Origin of the sequence: Vibrio qinghaiensis, from assembly GCF_002257545.1 — a bacterium.
Taxonomy (GTDB): Bacteria; Pseudomonadota; Gammaproteobacteria; order Enterobacterales; family Vibrionaceae; genus Vibrio; species Vibrio ordalii.
This window is the reverse complement of sequence record NZ_CP022741.1, coordinates 2,564,342-2,581,080: the sequence shown is the minus strand read 5'-3', so window position 1 is coordinate 2,581,080 and position 16,739 is coordinate 2,564,342. Positions and strand designations below refer to the sequence as shown.

General features: G+C 45.9%; 16 protein-coding genes. 8 read left to right on the top strand and 8 right to left on the bottom strand.

Annotation, left to right across the window (positions count from 1 at the left end; all coding sequences use genetic code 11):
* Positions 1–45: 45 nt before the first annotated feature.
* A complete protein-coding gene (aspA, locus tag CCZ37_RS12020; RefSeq protein WP_094500611.1) occupies positions 46–1,500 on the bottom strand; it encodes an aspartate ammonia-lyase in 1,455 nt (484 codons plus the stop codon).
* Positions 1,501–1,905: 405 nt separating this feature from the next.
* Between aspA and CCZ37_RS12015 the strand changes: the two genes are divergently transcribed.
* The 3 genes from CCZ37_RS12015 (at position 1,906) to cspE (ending at position 3,903) form a co-directional block, all read left to right on the top strand.
* The gene (locus CCZ37_RS12015) at positions 1,906–2,838 is read left to right on the top strand and encodes a sensor domain-containing diguanylate cyclase (protein ID WP_094500610.1); all 933 of its coding nucleotides are present in this window, start codon (positions 1,906–1,908) and stop codon (positions 2,836–2,838) included.
* A gap of 64 nt (positions 2,839–2,902) precedes the next feature.
* Entirely contained in the window at positions 2,903–3,406 is a 504-nt protein-coding gene (locus tag CCZ37_RS12010) for an FxsA family protein (RefSeq protein WP_010318328.1), read from the top strand.
* A 284-nt stretch (positions 3,407–3,690) separates the two neighbouring features.
* Positions 3,691–3,903: a transcription antiterminator/RNA stability regulator CspE gene (gene cspE / locus CCZ37_RS12005; RefSeq protein ID WP_013855834.1), complete on the top strand. Its 213-nt coding sequence runs from the start codon at positions 3,691–3,693 to the stop codon at positions 3,901–3,903.
* Between the two features lie 86 nt (positions 3,904–3,989).
* Here the strand turns inward: cspE and trmL are convergent, their stop codons facing one another.
* The 3 genes from trmL to CCZ37_RS11990 all read right to left on the bottom strand — a co-directional run bounded on the left by trmL (position 3,990) and on the right by CCZ37_RS11990 (position 6,655).
* The gene (gene trmL / locus CCZ37_RS12000) at positions 3,990–4,466 is read right to left on the bottom strand and encodes a tRNA (uridine(34)/cytosine(34)/5-carboxymethylaminomethyluridine(34)-2'-O)-methyltransferase TrmL (RefSeq protein WP_094500609.1); all 477 of its coding nucleotides are present in this window, start codon (positions 4,464–4,466) and stop codon (positions 3,990–3,992) included.
* 99 nt (positions 4,467–4,565) lie between these two features.
* Entirely contained in the window at positions 4,566–5,969 is a 1,404-nt protein-coding gene (gene cpxA / locus CCZ37_RS11995; protein ID WP_094500608.1) for an envelope stress sensor histidine kinase CpxA, read from the bottom strand.
* Entirely contained in the window at positions 5,969–6,655 is a 687-nt protein-coding gene (locus CCZ37_RS11990) for a response regulator (RefSeq protein ID WP_010318332.1), read from the bottom strand. Before CCZ37_RS11990 ends, cpxA begins: the two co-directional genes overlap by 1 nt.
* Positions 6,656–6,841: 186 nt before the next feature.
* Here CCZ37_RS11990 and CCZ37_RS11985 point away from each other — a divergent pair, with 186 nt between their 5' ends.
* The 3 genes from CCZ37_RS11985 to pfkA all read left to right on the top strand — a co-directional run bounded on the left by CCZ37_RS11985 (position 6,842) and on the right by pfkA (position 9,596).
* Entirely contained in the window at positions 6,842–7,336 is a 495-nt protein-coding gene (locus CCZ37_RS11985; protein ID WP_010318333.1) for a CpxP family protein, read from the top strand.
* Between the two features lie 128 nt (positions 7,337–7,464).
* Positions 7,465–8,373, top strand: a complete 909-nt coding sequence (gene fieF / locus CCZ37_RS11980; RefSeq protein WP_010318335.1) for a CDF family cation-efflux transporter FieF — start codon at positions 7,465–7,467, stop codon at positions 8,371–8,373.
* Between the two features lie 260 nt (positions 8,374–8,633).
* Positions 8,634–9,596 (top strand): 6-phosphofructokinase, encoded by a 963-nt coding sequence (gene pfkA, locus CCZ37_RS11975; RefSeq protein ID WP_094500607.1) that lies wholly within the window; start codon positions 8,634–8,636, stop codon positions 9,594–9,596.
* A gap of 111 nt (positions 9,597–9,707) precedes the next feature.
* Here pfkA and glpX read toward each other — a convergent pair whose 3' ends face one another.
* On the bottom strand, positions 9,708–10,715 hold the full coding sequence (glpX, locus tag CCZ37_RS11970) for a class II fructose-bisphosphatase (protein ID WP_013855841.1): 1,008 nt from the start codon (positions 10,713–10,715) through the stop codon (positions 9,708–9,710).
* Between the two features lie 317 nt (positions 10,716–11,032).
* Between glpX and zapB the strand changes: the two genes are divergently transcribed.
* The gene (zapB, locus tag CCZ37_RS11965) at positions 11,033–11,275 is read left to right on the top strand and encodes a cell division protein ZapB (protein WP_010318338.1); all 243 of its coding nucleotides are present in this window, start codon (positions 11,033–11,035) and stop codon (positions 11,273–11,275) included.
* Positions 11,276–11,393: 118 nt separating this feature from the next.
* On the opposite strand, the gene metF is transcribed toward zapB, so the two are convergent.
* The 3 genes from metF to CCZ37_RS11950 form a co-directional block, all read right to left on the bottom strand.
* Positions 11,394–12,284 carry a methylenetetrahydrofolate reductase gene (gene metF, locus CCZ37_RS11960; protein ID WP_094500606.1) on the bottom strand — a complete coding sequence of 297 codons (891 nt, stop codon included), beginning with the start codon at positions 12,282–12,284 and terminating at the stop codon, positions 11,394–11,396.
* Between the two features lie 245 nt (positions 12,285–12,529).
* Positions 12,530–14,941 (bottom strand): bifunctional aspartate kinase/homoserine dehydrogenase II, encoded by a 2,412-nt coding sequence (locus tag CCZ37_RS11955; RefSeq protein WP_017043192.1) that lies wholly within the window; start codon positions 14,939–14,941, stop codon positions 12,530–12,532.
* A complete protein-coding gene (locus tag CCZ37_RS11950) occupies positions 14,941–16,107 on the bottom strand; it encodes an O-succinylhomoserine (thiol)-lyase (RefSeq protein ID WP_094500605.1) in 1,167 nt (388 codons plus the stop codon). Before CCZ37_RS11950 ends, CCZ37_RS11955 begins: the two co-directional genes overlap by 1 nt.
* A gap of 283 nt (positions 16,108–16,390) precedes the next feature.
* Here CCZ37_RS11950 and metJ point away from each other — a divergent pair, with 283 nt between their 5' ends.
* The gene (gene metJ / locus CCZ37_RS11945) at positions 16,391–16,717 is read left to right on the top strand and encodes a met regulon transcriptional regulator MetJ (RefSeq protein WP_010318342.1); all 327 of its coding nucleotides are present in this window, start codon (positions 16,391–16,393) and stop codon (positions 16,715–16,717) included.
* Positions 16,718–16,739: the final 22 nt, after the last annotated feature.

The window sequence follows — 16,739 nt, the reverse complement described above, 5'->3', positions numbered from 1 at the left end:
AACCGAATATGTTGGGGAAAAGACCCCCGCAGGGGCCTTGCACCATTATTCGTAGCGTTTTGCTTTGTATTGAGGATGCATGAAGTTTTCAACGGACAAGATATCATCGAGCTCTTCGGCGGTGAGTAAGCCGCGCTCAAGCACGACTTCGCGTACGCTCTTACCCGTTTCCGCACAAATCTTACCCACGATGTCACCTTCGTGATGGCCAATGTATGGGTTAAGGTAAGTCACGATACCGATAGAGTTGAATACGTAAGCTTCACACACTTCTTTATTGACAGTGATGCCGTCAATACACTTGTCACGAAGGTTCACACAGGCGTTTGAGAGAATGTCAATTGATTCAAACATGCTTTGTGCAATCACAGGCTCCATCACGTTTAACTGTAATTGACCACCTTCAGCGGCAAAGGAAATGGTGTTGTCGTTGCCCAGTACTTTAAAGCACACTTGGTTGACCACTTCAGGCACCACAGGGTTTACTTTAGCAGGCATGATCGAAGACCCAGCTTGCAGTTCAGGTAGGTTCAACTCGTTAAAACCCGCGCGAGGACCCGATGAAAGAAGACGCAAGTCATTACAGATTTTAGAGAGTTTCACAGCAAGGCGTTTTAGCGCGCCGTGCGCCATCACATAAGCCCCGCAGTCAGAGGTTGCTTCAATTAAATCTTCCGCTGGTACCACAGCTAAGCCAGTCACCGCAGCAAGGTGCTTCACTGCCGCCGCTTGGTAGCCCGGCGCTGCATTGAGGCCAGTACCAATAGCCGTTGCGCCAAGGTTGATTTCGAGCAGCAGTTTAGAGGTGTACTCTAGGTTGCGGATCTCTTCATTAATGGTGACCGCCCAAGCGCGGAACTCTTGACCTACGGTCATTGGTACGGCGTCTTGCAATTGAGTTCGACCCATTTTCAAAATGCCAGAGAACTCTTGGCTTTTTAGCTCAAACGCACCTTTTAGATAGGCAATTGAATCAATCAGTTTCAGGATGCTGTTGTATACCGCAATACGAAAACCAGTAGGGTAAGCACAGTTGGTTGATTGGCTTTTATTAACGTGGTCATTGGGGTTGATGAACTCGTACTGACCCTTTTCTTTACCCATCAATTCCAGAGCAAGGTTTGCGATCACTTCGTTGGTGTTCATATTGACAGAAGTGCCGGCACCGCCTTGGTATACGTCTGACGGAAATTGATCCATGCACTTACCTGTTTCTAGGATCAAGTCACATGCTTGGAGGATGTAATTAGCCACTTGGCTTGGAATGACGCCGAGCTCTTTGTTGGCTAGCGTGGCAGCTTTTTTAGTCATCACCATACCACGTACAAATTCAGGCACATCAGAAATGGTTGATTTTGAAATATTAAAGTTTTCGATAGCGCGCAGCGTATGAATGCCGTAATACGCGTCAGCAGGAACGTGACGTTGACCTAATAGATCTTCTTCGATACGAGTGGCCGAGTTAGCTGTAGCAGCTGTCGTTTCTGATAGGTTAGCCATAACAGGATCCTTAGAGAATTATTCTGATAATTAGTGAAATTATTAGCCATTTCTGCAACTTAAGAGTCCATTCGTCAGAGTTTTAGGCTGGAAAATCCGTCCTGACTTCTGTGGCACATCATACTTAACCTAGATTTAAAAAATAGTAAGTGGATCACCTTTTAAGTCAATATTTGATGAAAATTTGATGTGTATCCATAGGCGTTATTTTCAGGTTTAAAAAATGATTCTCACCTTGATTAACTAATAAGTGACGGTTATGTTGGTGGTGGTATTTATTTGTATGCATGGGGTTTGTTTGTATTTTGTTAGCGAAGGTTAGGCTTTGTCGGTGTCGATATTGAGTGATGGCTAAGTATATGGTCTATAAATGTAAGGATGGTATTGGCATAAGGATGTATTGATATGACGCAAGTCGATGGGCTCCCCCTTACACAGTTTCAAGACTATTTTTTCCGGTCGCTTGATATCATTCCTCTCCCGATAGTCGTTTCGCAAGGGATAATTTCTACCACAGAGGGAGATAACAATCGGCAGCATCTCTATTTTAATCAGACTTTTGTGAAAGAGTTAGGTTACACCATCCAAGATATTCCTGATATTTCTACTTGGTTTACCACGGTTTATCCAGATCCTGAGTATCGGCAAGAAGTTGCTCTAAGGTGGGAGAAGGAAGTCCATGCTTCGATGCTTGCGAACCGACAAATTGCAGAAATTCCCGCACTAATTAAGTGTGGTGATGGTTTGCAACGTTGGTTTACCGTAAGTGCTCAAATTAAGGCTGAGTGCCAGCCTAATTGGCATATCGTTACTTTCCAGAATATTCATCAATTAAAAGCGTCGTTGGAAGAGGTGCTTCATATCTCCAATTCCGATCCTCTAACCCATTTAACTAACCGACGTGGCCTAGAGTATTGGATTGAAGATAGGGAGTTGGGTTGTGATGTGGGGGTTATCATGCTCGACATTGATCATTTTAAATCGATCAATGATAATTTTGGACATATGGCGGGCGACCAATTGCTGTGTACCTTGGCCAATATTCTTTGGCAATCCACCAGTATTGATGCCTGCTGTGTGCGCTGGGGGGGCGAAGAATTTTTAGTTGCCTTACCCGGTGCATCTCCACAAGAGGTGATCGCAATGGCCAATAAAATTCGTTATCACATCGCTTCGTTTGGATTCTATTGGCAGGGGAAGCTTGTACCCGTGACGGTGAGTGCTGGCTGCACGACAGGCGTATTGTTTGATGGCCTTGATAGTTTGATTCAAAAAGCCGATGTTGCATTGTATCAAGCCAAGTTAGGTGGCCGTAATCAGGTTGTGTGCTTTGATTGACTAGCGGGTGTTGTAGTTGCTTGTGGTTGACGGTAAGGTGAGAGCAATAAACAAAGGAGGGCGTGTGTTTCCAATCTTACTTCTGGCTTTTATTTTTGTGCCAATCATTGAAATTGGTCTCTTTATCCAAGTAGGCAGCTTGCTAGGTATGTGGCCAACCATCGCCTTGGTGCTGATTACGGCATTCGTTGGTGCTTCATTGGTTCGTAGTCAAGGTATTCAGACCTTATTGAGTGTTCAACATCGCTTGCAACAAGGTGAGCTACCTGCTCAACAAATTGTTGAAGGTGTTATATTGGCGGTGGCTGGAGTTCTGCTTTTAGTTCCTGGCTTTTTGACCGATGCACTTGGTATGGTGGCGTTATTGCCAGCCCCTCGTGCGTTACTTGCCAACTATTTGATGAACAAAGTAGTCGTAAATAGTGCTAGTCATTTCCAAACGGAATTTCGCGCAGGCCGGCATAGTCATGGTTCTTTTTCCCAAACTCCTTTCTCATCATCGGAGGCGGGAGAAACATTAGAAGGTGAGTTCGAACGTAAAGAGGACGAACGCAACAAGTTGAATTAAAAGGCTTTGATGAGCCTTTGGGATTGACCAGAGTTGACCGGACAATTTAGATCGCGAAATAGGTTGCTTAGTGTAACGTTAAAGCCTATAGTGGCCTCGCTCTGTTGTTCAGGGGTTATTAATGAAACAAAAAATAAAAGTAAAAGTAAATTCTCAGAATCCATCGTAAAAATTGATGTCCTCAGTGTTTCCCTTACCTTATTCGTAACATTAAATAATTCAATCTATCAGTGCATTGCGCATAAGCGCGATAACTTTATGAATTTAAATAAAAGGGACACATTATGTCTAACAAAACAACTGGTTCTGTAAAATGGTTTAACGAAACTAAAGGTTTCGGCTTTCTTACTCAAGATAACGGCGGCGCTGACGTGTTCGTACACTTCAATGCAATCGCTTCTGACGGTTTCAAAACTCTAATTGAAGGCCAAAAAGTGTCTTTCAACGTAGAAAACGGTCAAAAAGGCCTACAAGCAGCTCAAGTAACTGTTCTGTAATCTAGCCTAATATCTAGAATTAATAAAAAGGTCGCCTAGGCGGCCTTTTTGCTATTTAGTGATTTATTTTGCTACCGTTAGCGCTGTCATTGCGCACCTTCAAAACCCATTTGGCGCCACGCTTCAAACGCAATAATAGCGACCGCATTAGAGAGATTTAAACTGCGAGCTTCTGCCATCATCGGAATACGAATACGTTGTGCCATCGGTAAGCTTTCAATGACTTGCGCTGGTAATCCACGAGTTTCTGGGCCAAACATCAACACATCTCCTTTTTGAAACTGCGCATCGACGTGGTGCCCCGTGGTTTTAGTGGTACAAGCAAAAATCCGGTACGTTTCGCGCTCTGCATTGAGGTAGTCCATAAAGGCATCCAAGTTGGCATGACGCGTTACGCGCGCTAAATCGTGGTAGTCAAGCCCTGCACGGCGCACTTTCTTTTCTTCTAGATCAAAACCCAGCGGTTCAATAAGATGCAAATTAGCGCCGCAATTGGCACACAAACGAATAATATTTCCGGTATTAGGGGCGATTTCAGGTTCGTAAAGTGCGATATCAAACATGGTATAGCTGCTCTTAAGGAGTGTGGGCCGGAAGTATAAGGTGACGAGCCTATTGAGTACAAGTCACCCGTTATTTGGCAATATAGGCACCAGTGGCATTTAACTATCCAATGGGAGAGTGAACTGTACTTTTAACCCACCTAATTGGCTGCGACTTGCATCAATGGTTCCGCTGTGCTGACGAATGGCACTTTCGGTGATGGCTAAGCCTAATCCTGTACCGCCACTGTGCCTATCACGCGCGGTCGAAACACGATAAAAGGGGCGGAAAATATCGTCTAACTCGTTTTCGGGAACGCCTTCACCATTGTCTTCCACGCAAACCGATAGTCTGCTTTTTTCGACCGAAAAGGTAATATTGATTTCATCTTTGCCATAGTAAATGGCGTTACGCACAATGTTTTCCAATGCGCTCATCAGTAGTTTTGGTGCTCCGGAAATGGTGTGCGGTGGAATCGTATTGTAGCTGAGCCTTTTTTCCATCTGCTCGGCCTCAAATTGGGCATCGCTCAACAACTCCTCCCATAAACTGGATAAAGGTTGGACTTCTCGACTGAGATGACTGTTGGTTTGCATACGCGAAAGCGTCAGCAGTTCGCCGATCATCTGCTCTAAACGTTGTGCTTCAGTGTCGATCCGTTCTAATTCGGAGCTGTTACCTTGCTTACGAGTAGCCAGTGCATTGGCCATTCTCAGCCGAGTTAAAGGGGAGCGCAGTTCGTGTGAAATATCCGACAGCAATCGCTGCTGGCCAGAAATCATCTGATTGACGGCTTCTACCATTTGATTAAAGCTTTTTCCCGCTTGGCGAAATTCACTGGTGCCTTTTTCTAAGCTTGGATCGACTACAAATTCGCCGCGAGCGACCCGTTTGGCCGCTTGCTCGAGGCGGCTGGCGGGTTGGCTCAATGCCCATGCGAGCCATAAGAGTAGCGGTGTACTGACGAGCATCACGGCAAGCAGCAGGCCGAACGGGCGGTCAAACAGTTGCAATAAGAACGGGGGGGGTTCATTCCAGCGAATGCCGACAAACAGGAGCAGATCTTGCTTGGCAAGGGTGATGGGCAATGGGCCTGAAATCATATAGCGGCCATAGAGCTTTTGTTGTGGCTTATCAATGGATTCAATGCTGGTCACGAAATTTTGGAGTGCTTTAAATTTGAAGTCGGCTTGAGTTTTTGTGGTGAGGATCGTGCCATCTCGCGTAGTAATGAAAAATTGCGGAGTGCTGCTCTTATCTCGCATATGCCCTTCACTGCGCTGGTTATTACTACTATTTTCTAAACGAAAGACAATACGTGTGAGCTCATGCTCATCTTTAAACGTGCTCTCTATTTTCTGTTTCAAATGTGAAAGACGTTGGTATTCATCGCTAGGTATATCACGGGTTTTGCGAGGATCAAGGTGCGGCAGTGCTAATACTGCGATCAGCACCAGCAACATCGTAAACCAAAAAATGGCAAAAATTCGGCCATACAAGCTGTTGATTTTAGGTAGACGCATTACTCCTCCAAAATCATGAGATAGCCACGACCACGCAGTGTTTTAATGCGTGATTTACCATCAACACGTTCAGGTAATTTCTTGCGCAAATTCGAGACGTGCATATCAATCGCGCGGTCAAAGGCCGCCAACCGTTTTCCTAGAACATCAAGGCTGAGCGCTTCTTTAGTTAAGGTTTCGCCTGGGTTTTGCACAAAATGAGTCAGCAAGGCAAATTCTGTGGTAGTGAGATCCAATAATTGCCCTTGGCAATAGGCTTCCTGCTTACTGGGATACACCTGAATATCTTGGCATTCAATCACTTCATTTTGTTTGGTGCTAGTGCTGGCTTGAGTGCGACGCAAAATTGCGCGAATGCGCGCAAGTAGCTCTCGGTCACTAAAGGGTTTCGGTAAATAGTCATCCGCGCCGAGTTCTAAACCGATGACGCGGTCGATCTCTTCTCCTTTGGCGGTGAGCATTAAAACAGGGGTATGCCAGTTTTCACGCAATTTTTTCAGCGTTTCCATCCCATTGAGTTTCGGCATCATTACATCGAGTAAAATAAGATCGATACGGCCATGAATGGCAGCGAGCCCACTCTCTCCATCATTCGCTTCAGATACCTCAAAGCCTTCATAGCTTAAGACTTCTTTTAGTAAGCTGGTGAGTTCAGTATCGTCATCAATTAGAAGAATATGCGCCATGTGTCGCCTCGTCGTTGGGGGAAGTTATGGGTACAGTTTACTGTGAAATAGGCAAGATCTTCAGTGAGCAATAAGCTCTTTACGATTCTTTACGCTTGCTATACGTTGTTTTACCGTACATGTCCTATTCTACACTCAAGTGCTGTGAATGCAGCTTTTAGAATCCACTTGGTGAAGGAATAGATGATGAAAATGGCAAAAAAACTAGTACTTTCGGCGGTAATACTACCTCTGATTCTTGGCACAGCAAGCGTTTATGCATTTGGTGGTAAAGAGCGACATAAAGGGCCAAATGATGAGTGTGGCGGCTTTGATCGCGGCATAATGCAACAGCTTGACTTGACTGCTGATCAGCAAGCAAAGCTGAAAGAGATGCGTGAAGCGAATCGCGAAGCGATCAAGGGTGAGCATAAAGGTCAACGCCAAGCGAAAATGAAAGCGCACCATGACAAAGTACAAGCTCTCGTGCTAGCGGAGAACTTTGATGCGGCAGCGGCAAATGAATTAGCCAAAGAGATGGTCGATCAACAGGTCGCTCACCGTGTCAAGATGCTAGAAAAACGTCATGACATGATGAGTGTGTTAACTCCGGAACAAAAAGCAAAACTGCAAACGCTACAACAAGATCGCATGCAGCAGTGCATGGAAAATGGTCCTAAGCACATGAAGAAAAATAGCTAATTATTGATAACCGCTAATACGCTAATAATTGAGAATAGGCCTCTGGTGAGGCCTGTTCATTTGTGTCATATTCATTCTTAATTTGAGAGGGTATACTAGCTGCTCATTTTTAAGCTGATTTTAGTGATATGAAACAAGAATACGCACGCCTTGTTACGCTTGCTGCCTGGACAGCAACCCTTGTCGCCTCATTGTTGCTGATAGTAAAAGTGATCGCTTGGTGGGTTACTGGCTCGGTCAGCCTACTCGCATCCTTGATTGATTCCTTACTTGATATTGCCGCTTCCGTGGTCAATTTAATTGTGGTGCGTTACGCACTGCAGCCCGCAGATAAAGAGCACGCCTTTGGTCATGGTAAGGCGGAATCGCTTGCGGCCCTTGCCCAGGCGATGTTCATTTCAGGCTCGGCCTGTTTTCTTATCCTCAATGGGGTTGACCGTTTTTTTCGCCCACACGAATTAACTTCTCCTGAATATGGCGTTTATGTCAGCCTGTTTGCAATGCTAGTGACTTTTGGCTTAGTGTTGTTCCAAAAGCATGTCGTGAAAAAAACGGGCAGCCAAGCCATTGCTGCGGATTCATTGCATTACCAAACTGATCTGTTCATGAATGCAGCGATTATGATCGCGCTCATATTGAGCTGGTTTGGCTTTAAACAGGCCGATGCCATCTTTGCGATCGGCATTGGCGTTTATATTCTTTACAGCGCTTTTCGTATGGTGCAAGAGGCTATTCAGACCTTGTTGGATCGTAAGTTACCTGATGAAGAATTGAAGCAAATCCGCACAGAATGTCTTTCTGTAGCTGGTGTGTTGGGTGTGCATCAATTAAGAACTCGCATGTCTGGACCTGTAAGATTCATTCAGTTACATCTGGAACTCGATGACAATATCCGCTTGATTGAGGCGCATCGCATTTCCGATGAGGTGGAAGATAAGCTACTCGAGGCTTTCCCGGGAGCTGATGTATTAATCCACCAAGATCCTTATTCTGTGGTGTTTGGACCAGAAAAAAAACAAAAATCACAAGGGTGGTAGCGACAAAAACGCGCTTATTAACTATCTTTTTAAGAACAATAAATAAGCCTGATTCTGATATGAATCAACAAAGCGTTAACTCAAAACTGTAATACTCTTACATAAGTAGCAAACTTACATGATTTCGTGCAAATAACAGTAGTATTCCTTTTTAGGAAAGGTAACATTATGCACAGATTGGAAAGATTTTGTTGTCTGTTTTATCGCTAACGGACAGCGTAAAAAATGAGTATTAAGTTCCCAAAAAATCGAGGGTGAGCATGATTAAAAAGATCGGTGTTTTGACTAGTGGCGGTGACGCACCTGGCATGAACGCAGCAATCCGTGGTGTTGTTCGTACGGCACTCGGTGCTGATTTGGAAGTATTTGGTATTTACGACGGCTACCTTGGCCTTTATGAAGATCGCATTAAAAAATTGGATCGTTCAAGCGTTTCTGACGTTATCAATAAAGGTGGTACTTTCCTAGGTTCTGCGCGTTTCCCTGCATTTCGTGAAGTCGCAGTACGTGAAAAAGCGATCGAAAACCTAAGAAAGCATGGTATTGATGCTTTAGTTGTCATCGGCGGTGACGGATCTTACATGGGTGCGAAAAAGCTGACTGAAATGGGTTTTCCATGCGTTGGTTTACCAGGCACGATTGATAACGACATTGCTGGTACCGACTACACCATTGGTTACTTAACAGCATTAAACACGGTTATCGATGCAATTGACCGTTTACGTGATACTTCCTCTTCTCATCAACGTATTTCGATTGTTGAAATCATGGGTCGTCATTGCGGTGATTTGACTCTGATGTCGGCAATTGCGGGCGGTTGTGAATACATTATCACCCCAGAAACTGGCTTGAATATGGATCAACTGATCGCGAACGTTCAAGACGGCATTAAGAAAGGTAAGAAACACGCCATTATTGCACTGACTGAGTTGATGATGGATGCTAACCAACTGGCGAAAGAAATTGAAAAAGCAACGGGACGTGAAACTCGCGCTACCGTGCTGGGTCATATTCAACGCGGTGGTCGCCCGACGGCGTTTGACCGTGTTCTTGCGTCACGCATGGGTAATTTTGCGGTACATTTACTGCTTGATGGCCACGGTGGTCGTTGTGTTGGTATTCAGAAAGAGCAGTTGGTTCACCACGATATTATCGACGCAATTGAAAATATGAAGCGTCCAGTTCGCACTGATTTGTATAAAGTGGCTGAAGAGCTGTTTTAATCGCTTCTTCCATCTCGGTATAAAGTGAGTAAATAAAAAAGACCGCATTGCGGTCTTTTTTGTCTCTCTATGCTTTGTCGTTAAAATAAAACAGAGCAAAGCACTGGCGGATTACAAAATGATCGCGCGCACTTCTGGGTCTTTGCGCTCTAAGTAGTGAATTGATTTAATACGGCGAATGGTACGACAGCGGCCACGAATTAATAGCGTTTCTGTGGTGGCGATGTTGCCTTTGCGGGTAATGCCTTCCAGCAGATCCCCTTTGGTGATACCAGTAGCTGAGAAAATGACGTTATCACTGCGGGCCATCTCTTCCATTTTCAGCACTACGCCAGCTTCGACACCCATTTCCGCGCAGCGAGCTAACTCTTTTGCACCGTAAATGCGGTTTTCTTCCGTATCGCCTTTGACTTCATGACGTGGTAGCAGACGGCCATGCATATCACCATCTAGAGCTCGGATGACCGCGGCTGAAACCACTCCTTCAGGTGCACCGCCGATGCAGTACATCACGTCGACTTCACTATCAGGCATGCAAGTTAGGATCGAGGCGGCGACATCGCCATCTGGCACAGCAAACACGCGAACACCCATCTCTTGCATCTGCGCTATGGTGGCATCATGGCGAGGTTTCGCTAAGGTGATCACCACTAGAGTGTCTAATGGTTTATTCAGCGCCGCGGCGATATTTTCTAAATTCTCTTTTAAAGGTTTATTGAGGTCAATGCACCCTTTAGCACCGGGGCCAACCACCAATTTTTCCATGTACATATCAGGTGCTTTAAGGAAGCTGCCTTTTTCGCCAGCCGCCAAAACAGCCAATGCGTTTGACTGGCCCATTGCCGTCATGCGCGTACCTTCAATAGGATCCACTGCGATATCAACCGCATCGCCACCAAGGCCAACAAGCTCGCCAATGTAGAGCATTGGAGCATCGTCAATTTCGCCTTCACCGATTACAATTTCACCTTGGATGTCGGTTTTATTGAGTAGGTTGCGCATGACTTCTACCGCTGCGCCATCGGCCGCATTTTTATCGCCTCGGCCAAGCCATTTGTAACCTGCCAGTGCAGCACCTTCAGTGACTCGAGAGAATGCCATTGCTAAATCGCGTTTCATGCTAGCTCCAAAGAAAAGGGAATAGGAAATTTCGGCGGGAATTTTAGCATATCAAATAGTAAACGTTTGCTTTTTTAGTTCACAAGGATTGCACTTGATCAAAGCTAAGCGTCAAATTGAGTGAATCTATCGCCAGATAAGGTGTTTTTCTGCCTAGCTTTAGCGCTTAAGTGAGCTTGCGGTTAAGTTGAGCTGATTTTTTAATCAAATAGCGAGAAAATTTGCATATAGTGAGTGTTTCTGAGCGCTGTGCTGAGTAGAATGAACCAATAAGTGAAATTTTGTTCACCTCAACCGAATAACTAAGGGTATGCACCATGTCTTTTGAAGTATTAGAACTACTAGAAGCAAAAATTCAAACCGCAGTTGACACCATCGCACTTCTACAAATGGAAGTGGAAGAGCTTAAAGAAGAGAAACAGCAGCTTGTGAATGAAGCGAATGAGCTAAAAGTAGCGCGTGAAGAGCTTGAGCAAAAAGCGCAACAAATGGAGCAAGAGCAGAATGCATGGCAAGATCGTATTCGTAGCTTACTTGGTAAAATGGACGACGTGGAGTAATCTGCTCGCTTAAGTAATACCACAACGCCGACATCAAGTCGGCGTTACTTTTAATCAATCATCGCGTTTTATCACGAGCAACATTTACCAATAATAGCGTTATGAGTGCAGAGAAAGTTTATGCTTTCGGTCTTACGCCCAACGTATGGCACAATGCGTAGGTCATTTCAGCGCGATTGAGCGTATAGAAATGGAAGTCTTTGACGCCTTCACGGCTTAAAATGCGAACCATGTCAATGGCTTGGCTTGCACCCACGAGCTGGCGTGTGGTTGGGTCATCATCTAATCCATTAAATTGTTTCGCCATCCATCCGGGGACTTTAACGTTGTTTTGCGCGGCAAAGCGAGAGGCTTGTTTAAAGTTTGATACCGGTAGAATGCCCGGTACAATTTCAGCATCAATACCAGCGGCTACGCAGCGGTCGCGAAATCGTAAGTAGCTTTCAACATCAAAAAAGAATTGAGTAATTGCGCGGTTTGCACCTGCATCAATTTTGCGTTTTAGATTGACCAGATCGGCTTGCGCGCTTTTCGCTTCAGGGTGGACTTCTGGAAATGCCGCGACAGAAATATCAAAATCATGGCGAGATTTGAGTAGAGTCACTAAGTCGGAAGCATACATTTCTGGTTTGCCGCCACCAGCGGGAATATCGCCACGCAGCGCAACTATGTTCTGGATGCCGTTGTGCCAGTAGTCATCGGCAATCTGAATCAACTCATCGCGAGAGGCATCGATGCAAGTGAGGTGCGGTGCTGCAATAAGACCAGTTTGATCTTTAATCTCTTTAATGATCGAATGGGTGCGGTCGCGCTCGCCAGAGTTTGCTCCGTAAGTCACAGAAACAAATTTAGGTTGCAGGGTTTTTAAACGGTGAACGGAATTCCACAATGTCTCTTCCATTTGCGCTGAGCTGGGTGGAAAAAACTCAAATGAGACATTGATATTATCTGATAGCTCAGCCACGTTCTGGTTGAGTGCATCAATATGACCGGCGTGCGTGTATCCCATTTTATTTCTCCCTGTGGCGTTTTTGCGCCAATCTATTATTCCTTAAGTTGACGTTTAGACGTCTATATGTCCACAGAATGTATTGAATAACATTTTATGTCAACACTGTAATTATGAATATTATTCATGTTGATTGTGAGTGACCTTCAAGTCATGCTCACCCTCGGTATGCATGACCTAATATCATCCTTTCGCAGTTAAATTAAGGAGCCTAGTGGCCCCTTAATCTGGAATAAGCTGGAGTGTTACAGCAAGCTTGACAGCAAGTTGAGGTCCGATTGGATAGCTCCTGCTGTCACTTCTCTACCAGCGCCCGGACCACGAATCACTAACGGGTTATCGCGATACCATTTACTCTCGATAGCAAAGATGTTGTCACAAGGTAAAAGGTTAGCCAAAGCGTGTTCACGCTCTAAAGCTTCAACCCCCACCGTTGCTTTGCCATTTTTCTCAAGCCTTGCGACATAGCGTAGCACTTTATCTTCACGTTGTGCTTTGGTTAGCCTCTCGGCTAATTTTTCACTCAGCAGTTGGCCTTTGTCTAAAAAGTCATCCAGTGAGAGGTGCTTGAGCTCATCAGGAACCAGTGATTCAACTTTGACATTTTCCGGTTCGATCTGTAACCCTGCTTCACGGGCTAGGATCACCAGTTTGCGCATGACGTCTGAACCATCCAGATCGCTGCGCGGGTCAGGCTCGGTAAGTCCTTGTTGCCATGCTAAATCGACCAGTTCGCTAAACGGTATTGAGCCGTCGAATTGCTGAAATAACCAAGATAAAGTGCCAGAGAAAATACCAGAGAGGGCGACGATTTCATCGCCGCTTTCACGCAAATCACGCACCGTGTGGTTAATGGGTAAGCCTGCGCCAACCGTCGCGTTGTAGAGCCAATGGCGGCTAATTTTCGCGAACGCTTCTTTTATTTGGTGGTAATCGACGCTAGAGGAAGAGCCCGCGACTTTATTCGCCGAGATAAGGTGAATCCCATTTTCAGCAATATTGAGGTAGTGATCAGCTAGCTCTTTGCTTGCGGTTACATCGAGCACAACCGCTTCGTCATACCCTTGAATATTGCTTAAGCGTTGTAGCCAAGCCATTCCCTCACTGGCAATCGCTTCATCGTCAAAATGCTTTAAAACCGATACCGCATCTATCCCTTGCTCATCAAACCAATAGGTTTGGCTATCGACCACTGCGACCAATTCGAAGTTCATGCCATGGCGTTTTTCTAACTCTGATTTTTGTTCAGCAAAGAGTTTTAACCAACTCGAACCAATGTTGCCTTTGCCACACAGTGCCAGTGCGACCCGTTTTTGCGCCTGAAATAGTTGGTTATGCATACCCACCACTAAGGGGGTGATCGGCGTTTTACGCAGTACCGCAACTAAACTCAGCCCAGATTCTGCTTCACAGATAAACTCGATCGGTGATGAACGTAGCTGTTGATAAAAGCCGTAGCAGTGGTTGGGGTTTTTCGTCACACCAGCACCCACGGCACCCACTAACGAAAAGCCTTCTTTGAGTTTAATTTCCGCTTCAAAAGCGGCATCTTGCAGATGAGCTAGAGCTCCGCCTGAAATCTCAGCAGTATAGGCAAGGCGCAGTTGGTGTTGATCGGCTTGAGTATCGAAAGCTAGTGGTTCGAGTTGAGCACGACGCAAGCTGCGTAGCACATCGTTTTGTAGGCGCTGGAAGTCATGCCCGTGAGCAAAATTAAGCTCAATCAACAGCACATCATCAAGTGAAGTAATGATTTTGGCACCACGTCCCGATGCCAATACACGCTCAATGCGAGTCGAGCCTGCTTCGGGTTGATAACTGCAGCGCAAGTGCAAATCCATGGTGCTTTGGGCCACGGGCTGCAAAGTTCGGCTGTGCAATACCGGGGCGGCAAGGCGCGCTAACTCGTTGGTTTCGTCCAAACGCAGTAGCGGCAGTAAACAGGCATCACTAACAATGCGCGGGTCGGCGCTATAAACACCGGCCACATCACTCCAAATCGTTACTCGGTTTACTTCCGCAAGTGCGCCGATCATCGTAGCGGAGTAATCGGAGCCATTGCGCCCAAGTAGCACAGTATCACCTTGTTCACTGCGAGCCATAAAGCCTGTGATGATCACTCGGTGATGCGCGTGTTGTGCCAAAATTTCTTTCAGCAAAGGGTAGGAGCGAGCGCGATCCACTTCCGGTTGTGTGCCTGCTTGCGCGCGAAGAAATTCGCGGGCGTCTTGTGCCACAGCCGCAAGGTTATGTTGATTGAGTAACGCCGCCAATAAGCGTGATGACCACACTTCACCATGGCCAAGTACTGCCGCTTGTTGAGCTGGTGATAGGGGCGCGCAAAGCTGACCCAAAGTGCGAATTTCGTTGGTGAGTAAAGTGATGAGCGGTTGCGCTGCATCTTCATCGAGCAGCGCGTTGATTAAATCGGTTTGGTACTGACGGACCGATTGCAAGTTCTCATGAGCCACTCGACCATCTTTATTAAGAGCGTCGAGAAATTCGATTAAACGATTGGTGGTTTTTCCTGCGGCAGAAACCACCACCAAATCATCAGCTTGAGAATACTCTTTTAAGATATTAACGACCCGTTTGTAGCATTCAGGATCGGCAAGGCTGCTACCGCCAAACTTGTGCAATTGACGTAGGGCAGTCATTAATAGGCCTCCTGCGCTTTAGCAAAGGCCTGCGCGAGATCGTCAATCAAATCTTGCGCATCTTCTAAGCCGACCGATAGGCGTAATAGCTGCTGTGAAACACCGGCTTCGGCCAACGCTTCTTCGCCCATCGCTCGGTGAGTCATCGAAGCGGGGTGGCAGATTAAGCTCTCCACGCCTCCTAATGATTCTGCCAGTGAGAATAATGTTAACTGAGAGACAAAATATTTAAGCTGTTCAAAGCTGCCCGCAAACTCAAAACTGAGCATAGAGCCAAAGCCAGATTGCTGCTTTTTCGCTATCTCATGGCCAGGATGCTCTGGCAAACTCGGGTGATAAATGACCTTGACTAAGGCTTCGCATTGCAGATAGTCCAAAATAGCGCGTGAGCTCTCCTCATGGACGCGCATTCTTGCGCCTAAGGTACGAATGCCACGCAGCGTCATGTAGCTATCAAAAGGGGTTCCCGTTGAGCCAAGGCAGTTGCCCCACCATGCTAGCTCTTCAGCGTGCTGCTCTGTTTTAGTGATAACAACTCCGCCAATCACATCGGAGTGGCCGTTGATGAATTTGGTGGTGGAGTGGATGACAAAATCTGCGCCCAACTCTAATGGTTTTTGAAATACTGGCGTTAAGAAGGTGTTGTCAACCGCCACTAATGCACCGACGGCGTGTGCTTGTTGGCAAATATCAGCAATATCGACCACGCGAACTAATGGGTTGGATGGAGTTTCAATGAGTAGCAATTTGGGTTTTTTCGCCAAAGCAGCCTGCAAAGCGTTTGGATCGGATTGATCAATAAAGAGTGTCTGAAAATCGCCTTTTTTGGCGCGTGTATTAAACAGGCGATATGTGCCACCGTAGCAGTCATGCGGGGCCACAATCAGATCGTCAGGACTTAAAAAGGCGGAAACCCATAGATTCAGCGCCGAAGTGCCACAGTTAGTCACCACCGCGCCTTGACCCGATTCGAGTTCAAACAACGCTTTTTCGAGCAGACCTCGATTCGGGTTGCCAGAGCGTGTGTAATCGTATTTAGGCACTTCACCAAACGCAGGAAAGCTATAATTTGTCGAAAGATAAATTGGAGGCACAACAGCATGATATTGAGAGTCGGATTCAATACCGGTTCTAACGGCGATGGTGGCTGGCTTGCGAGTGGTCATGACGGTTTCCTTACTTAATAAACTCAATAAACTGACTTTTATTGAGGGGGTTCCTGCCTTATTCGGGGACAACTAAGGTGGCAATTTCAATTGTCTAGAGTATTAGCTATATCCGATAGTGCGCTATATTGCTATCTATCAGTCGATAATGGCACACTTTACTGAACCAAAAAGAAGACGTCAATATATCTAGACGTCTATATGTCTTTGCTTGTGGCGGTAAATCCCGCTAAAATCCAACTTTCAAATTTTTAACGACCAATTACGATAACGAAGGTGCGCAATGGCAGACTGGAATGGGGAATACATTAGCCCATATGCTGAACATGGGAAGAAGAGTGAGCAAGTCAAAAAAATCACCGTTTCAATCCCATTGAAAGTGTTGAAAGTATTAACTGATGAGCGCACTCGCCGTCAAATCAATAACTTACGCCACGCAACCAACAGTGAGCTGCTGTGTGAAGCCTTCTTGCATGCTTATACCGGTCAACCTTTACCGACCGACGAAGATTTGAGAAAAGATCGTCCAGACGATATTCCGACGGAAGCAAAAGCATTAATGACCGCCATGGGCATTGAATTTGAAGCGTATGATGATGAAGAAGTGTAGCGCGTAATTGCGGTACAACGAG

What these genes read in the sequence shown, in the direction of transcription:
- cpxA (WP_094500608.1), bottom strand. Translation starts at nt 5,969, where the DNA reads ATGCGTCTACCTAAAATCAACAGCTTGTATGGCCGAATTTTTGCCATT.
- CCZ37_RS11955 (WP_017043192.1), bottom strand. Translation starts at nt 14,941, where the DNA reads ATGACTGCCCTACGTCAATTGCACAAGTTTGGCGGTAGCAGCCTTGCC.
- zapB (WP_010318338.1), top strand. Translation starts at nt 11,033, where the DNA reads ATGTCTTTTGAAGTATTAGAACTACTAGAAGCAAAAATTCAAACCGCA.
- CCZ37_RS12015 (WP_094500610.1), top strand. Translation starts at nt 1,906, where the DNA reads ATGACGCAAGTCGATGGGCTCCCCCTTACACAGTTTCAAGACTATTTT.
- CCZ37_RS11985 (WP_010318333.1), top strand. Translation starts at nt 6,842, where the DNA reads ATGAAAATGGCAAAAAAACTAGTACTTTCGGCGGTAATACTACCTCTG.
- CCZ37_RS11990 (WP_010318332.1), bottom strand. Translation starts at nt 6,655, where the DNA reads ATGGCGCATATTCTTCTAATTGATGACGATACTGAACTCACCAGCTTA.
- fieF (WP_010318335.1), top strand. Translation starts at nt 7,465, where the DNA reads ATGAAACAAGAATACGCACGCCTTGTTACGCTTGCTGCCTGGACAGCA.
- pfkA (WP_094500607.1), top strand. Translation starts at nt 8,634, where the DNA reads ATGATTAAAAAGATCGGTGTTTTGACTAGTGGCGGTGACGCACCTGGC.
- trmL (WP_094500609.1), bottom strand. Translation starts at nt 4,466, where the DNA reads ATGTTTGATATCGCACTTTACGAACCTGAAATCGCCCCTAATACCGGA.
- cspE (WP_013855834.1), top strand. Translation starts at nt 3,691, where the DNA reads ATGTCTAACAAAACAACTGGTTCTGTAAAATGGTTTAACGAAACTAAA.
- glpX (WP_013855841.1), bottom strand. Translation starts at nt 10,715, where the DNA reads ATGAAACGCGATTTAGCAATGGCATTCTCTCGAGTCACTGAAGGTGCT.
- metF (WP_094500606.1), bottom strand. Translation starts at nt 12,284, where the DNA reads ATGGGATACACGCACGCCGGTCATATTGATGCACTCAACCAGAACGTG.
- metJ (WP_010318342.1), top strand. Translation starts at nt 16,391, where the DNA reads ATGGCAGACTGGAATGGGGAATACATTAGCCCATATGCTGAACATGGG.
- aspA (WP_094500611.1), bottom strand. Translation starts at nt 1,500, where the DNA reads ATGGCTAACCTATCAGAAACGACAGCTGCTACAGCTAACTCGGCCACT.
- CCZ37_RS11950 (WP_094500605.1), bottom strand. Translation starts at nt 16,107, where the DNA reads ATGACCACTCGCAAGCCAGCCACCATCGCCGTTAGAACCGGTATTGAA.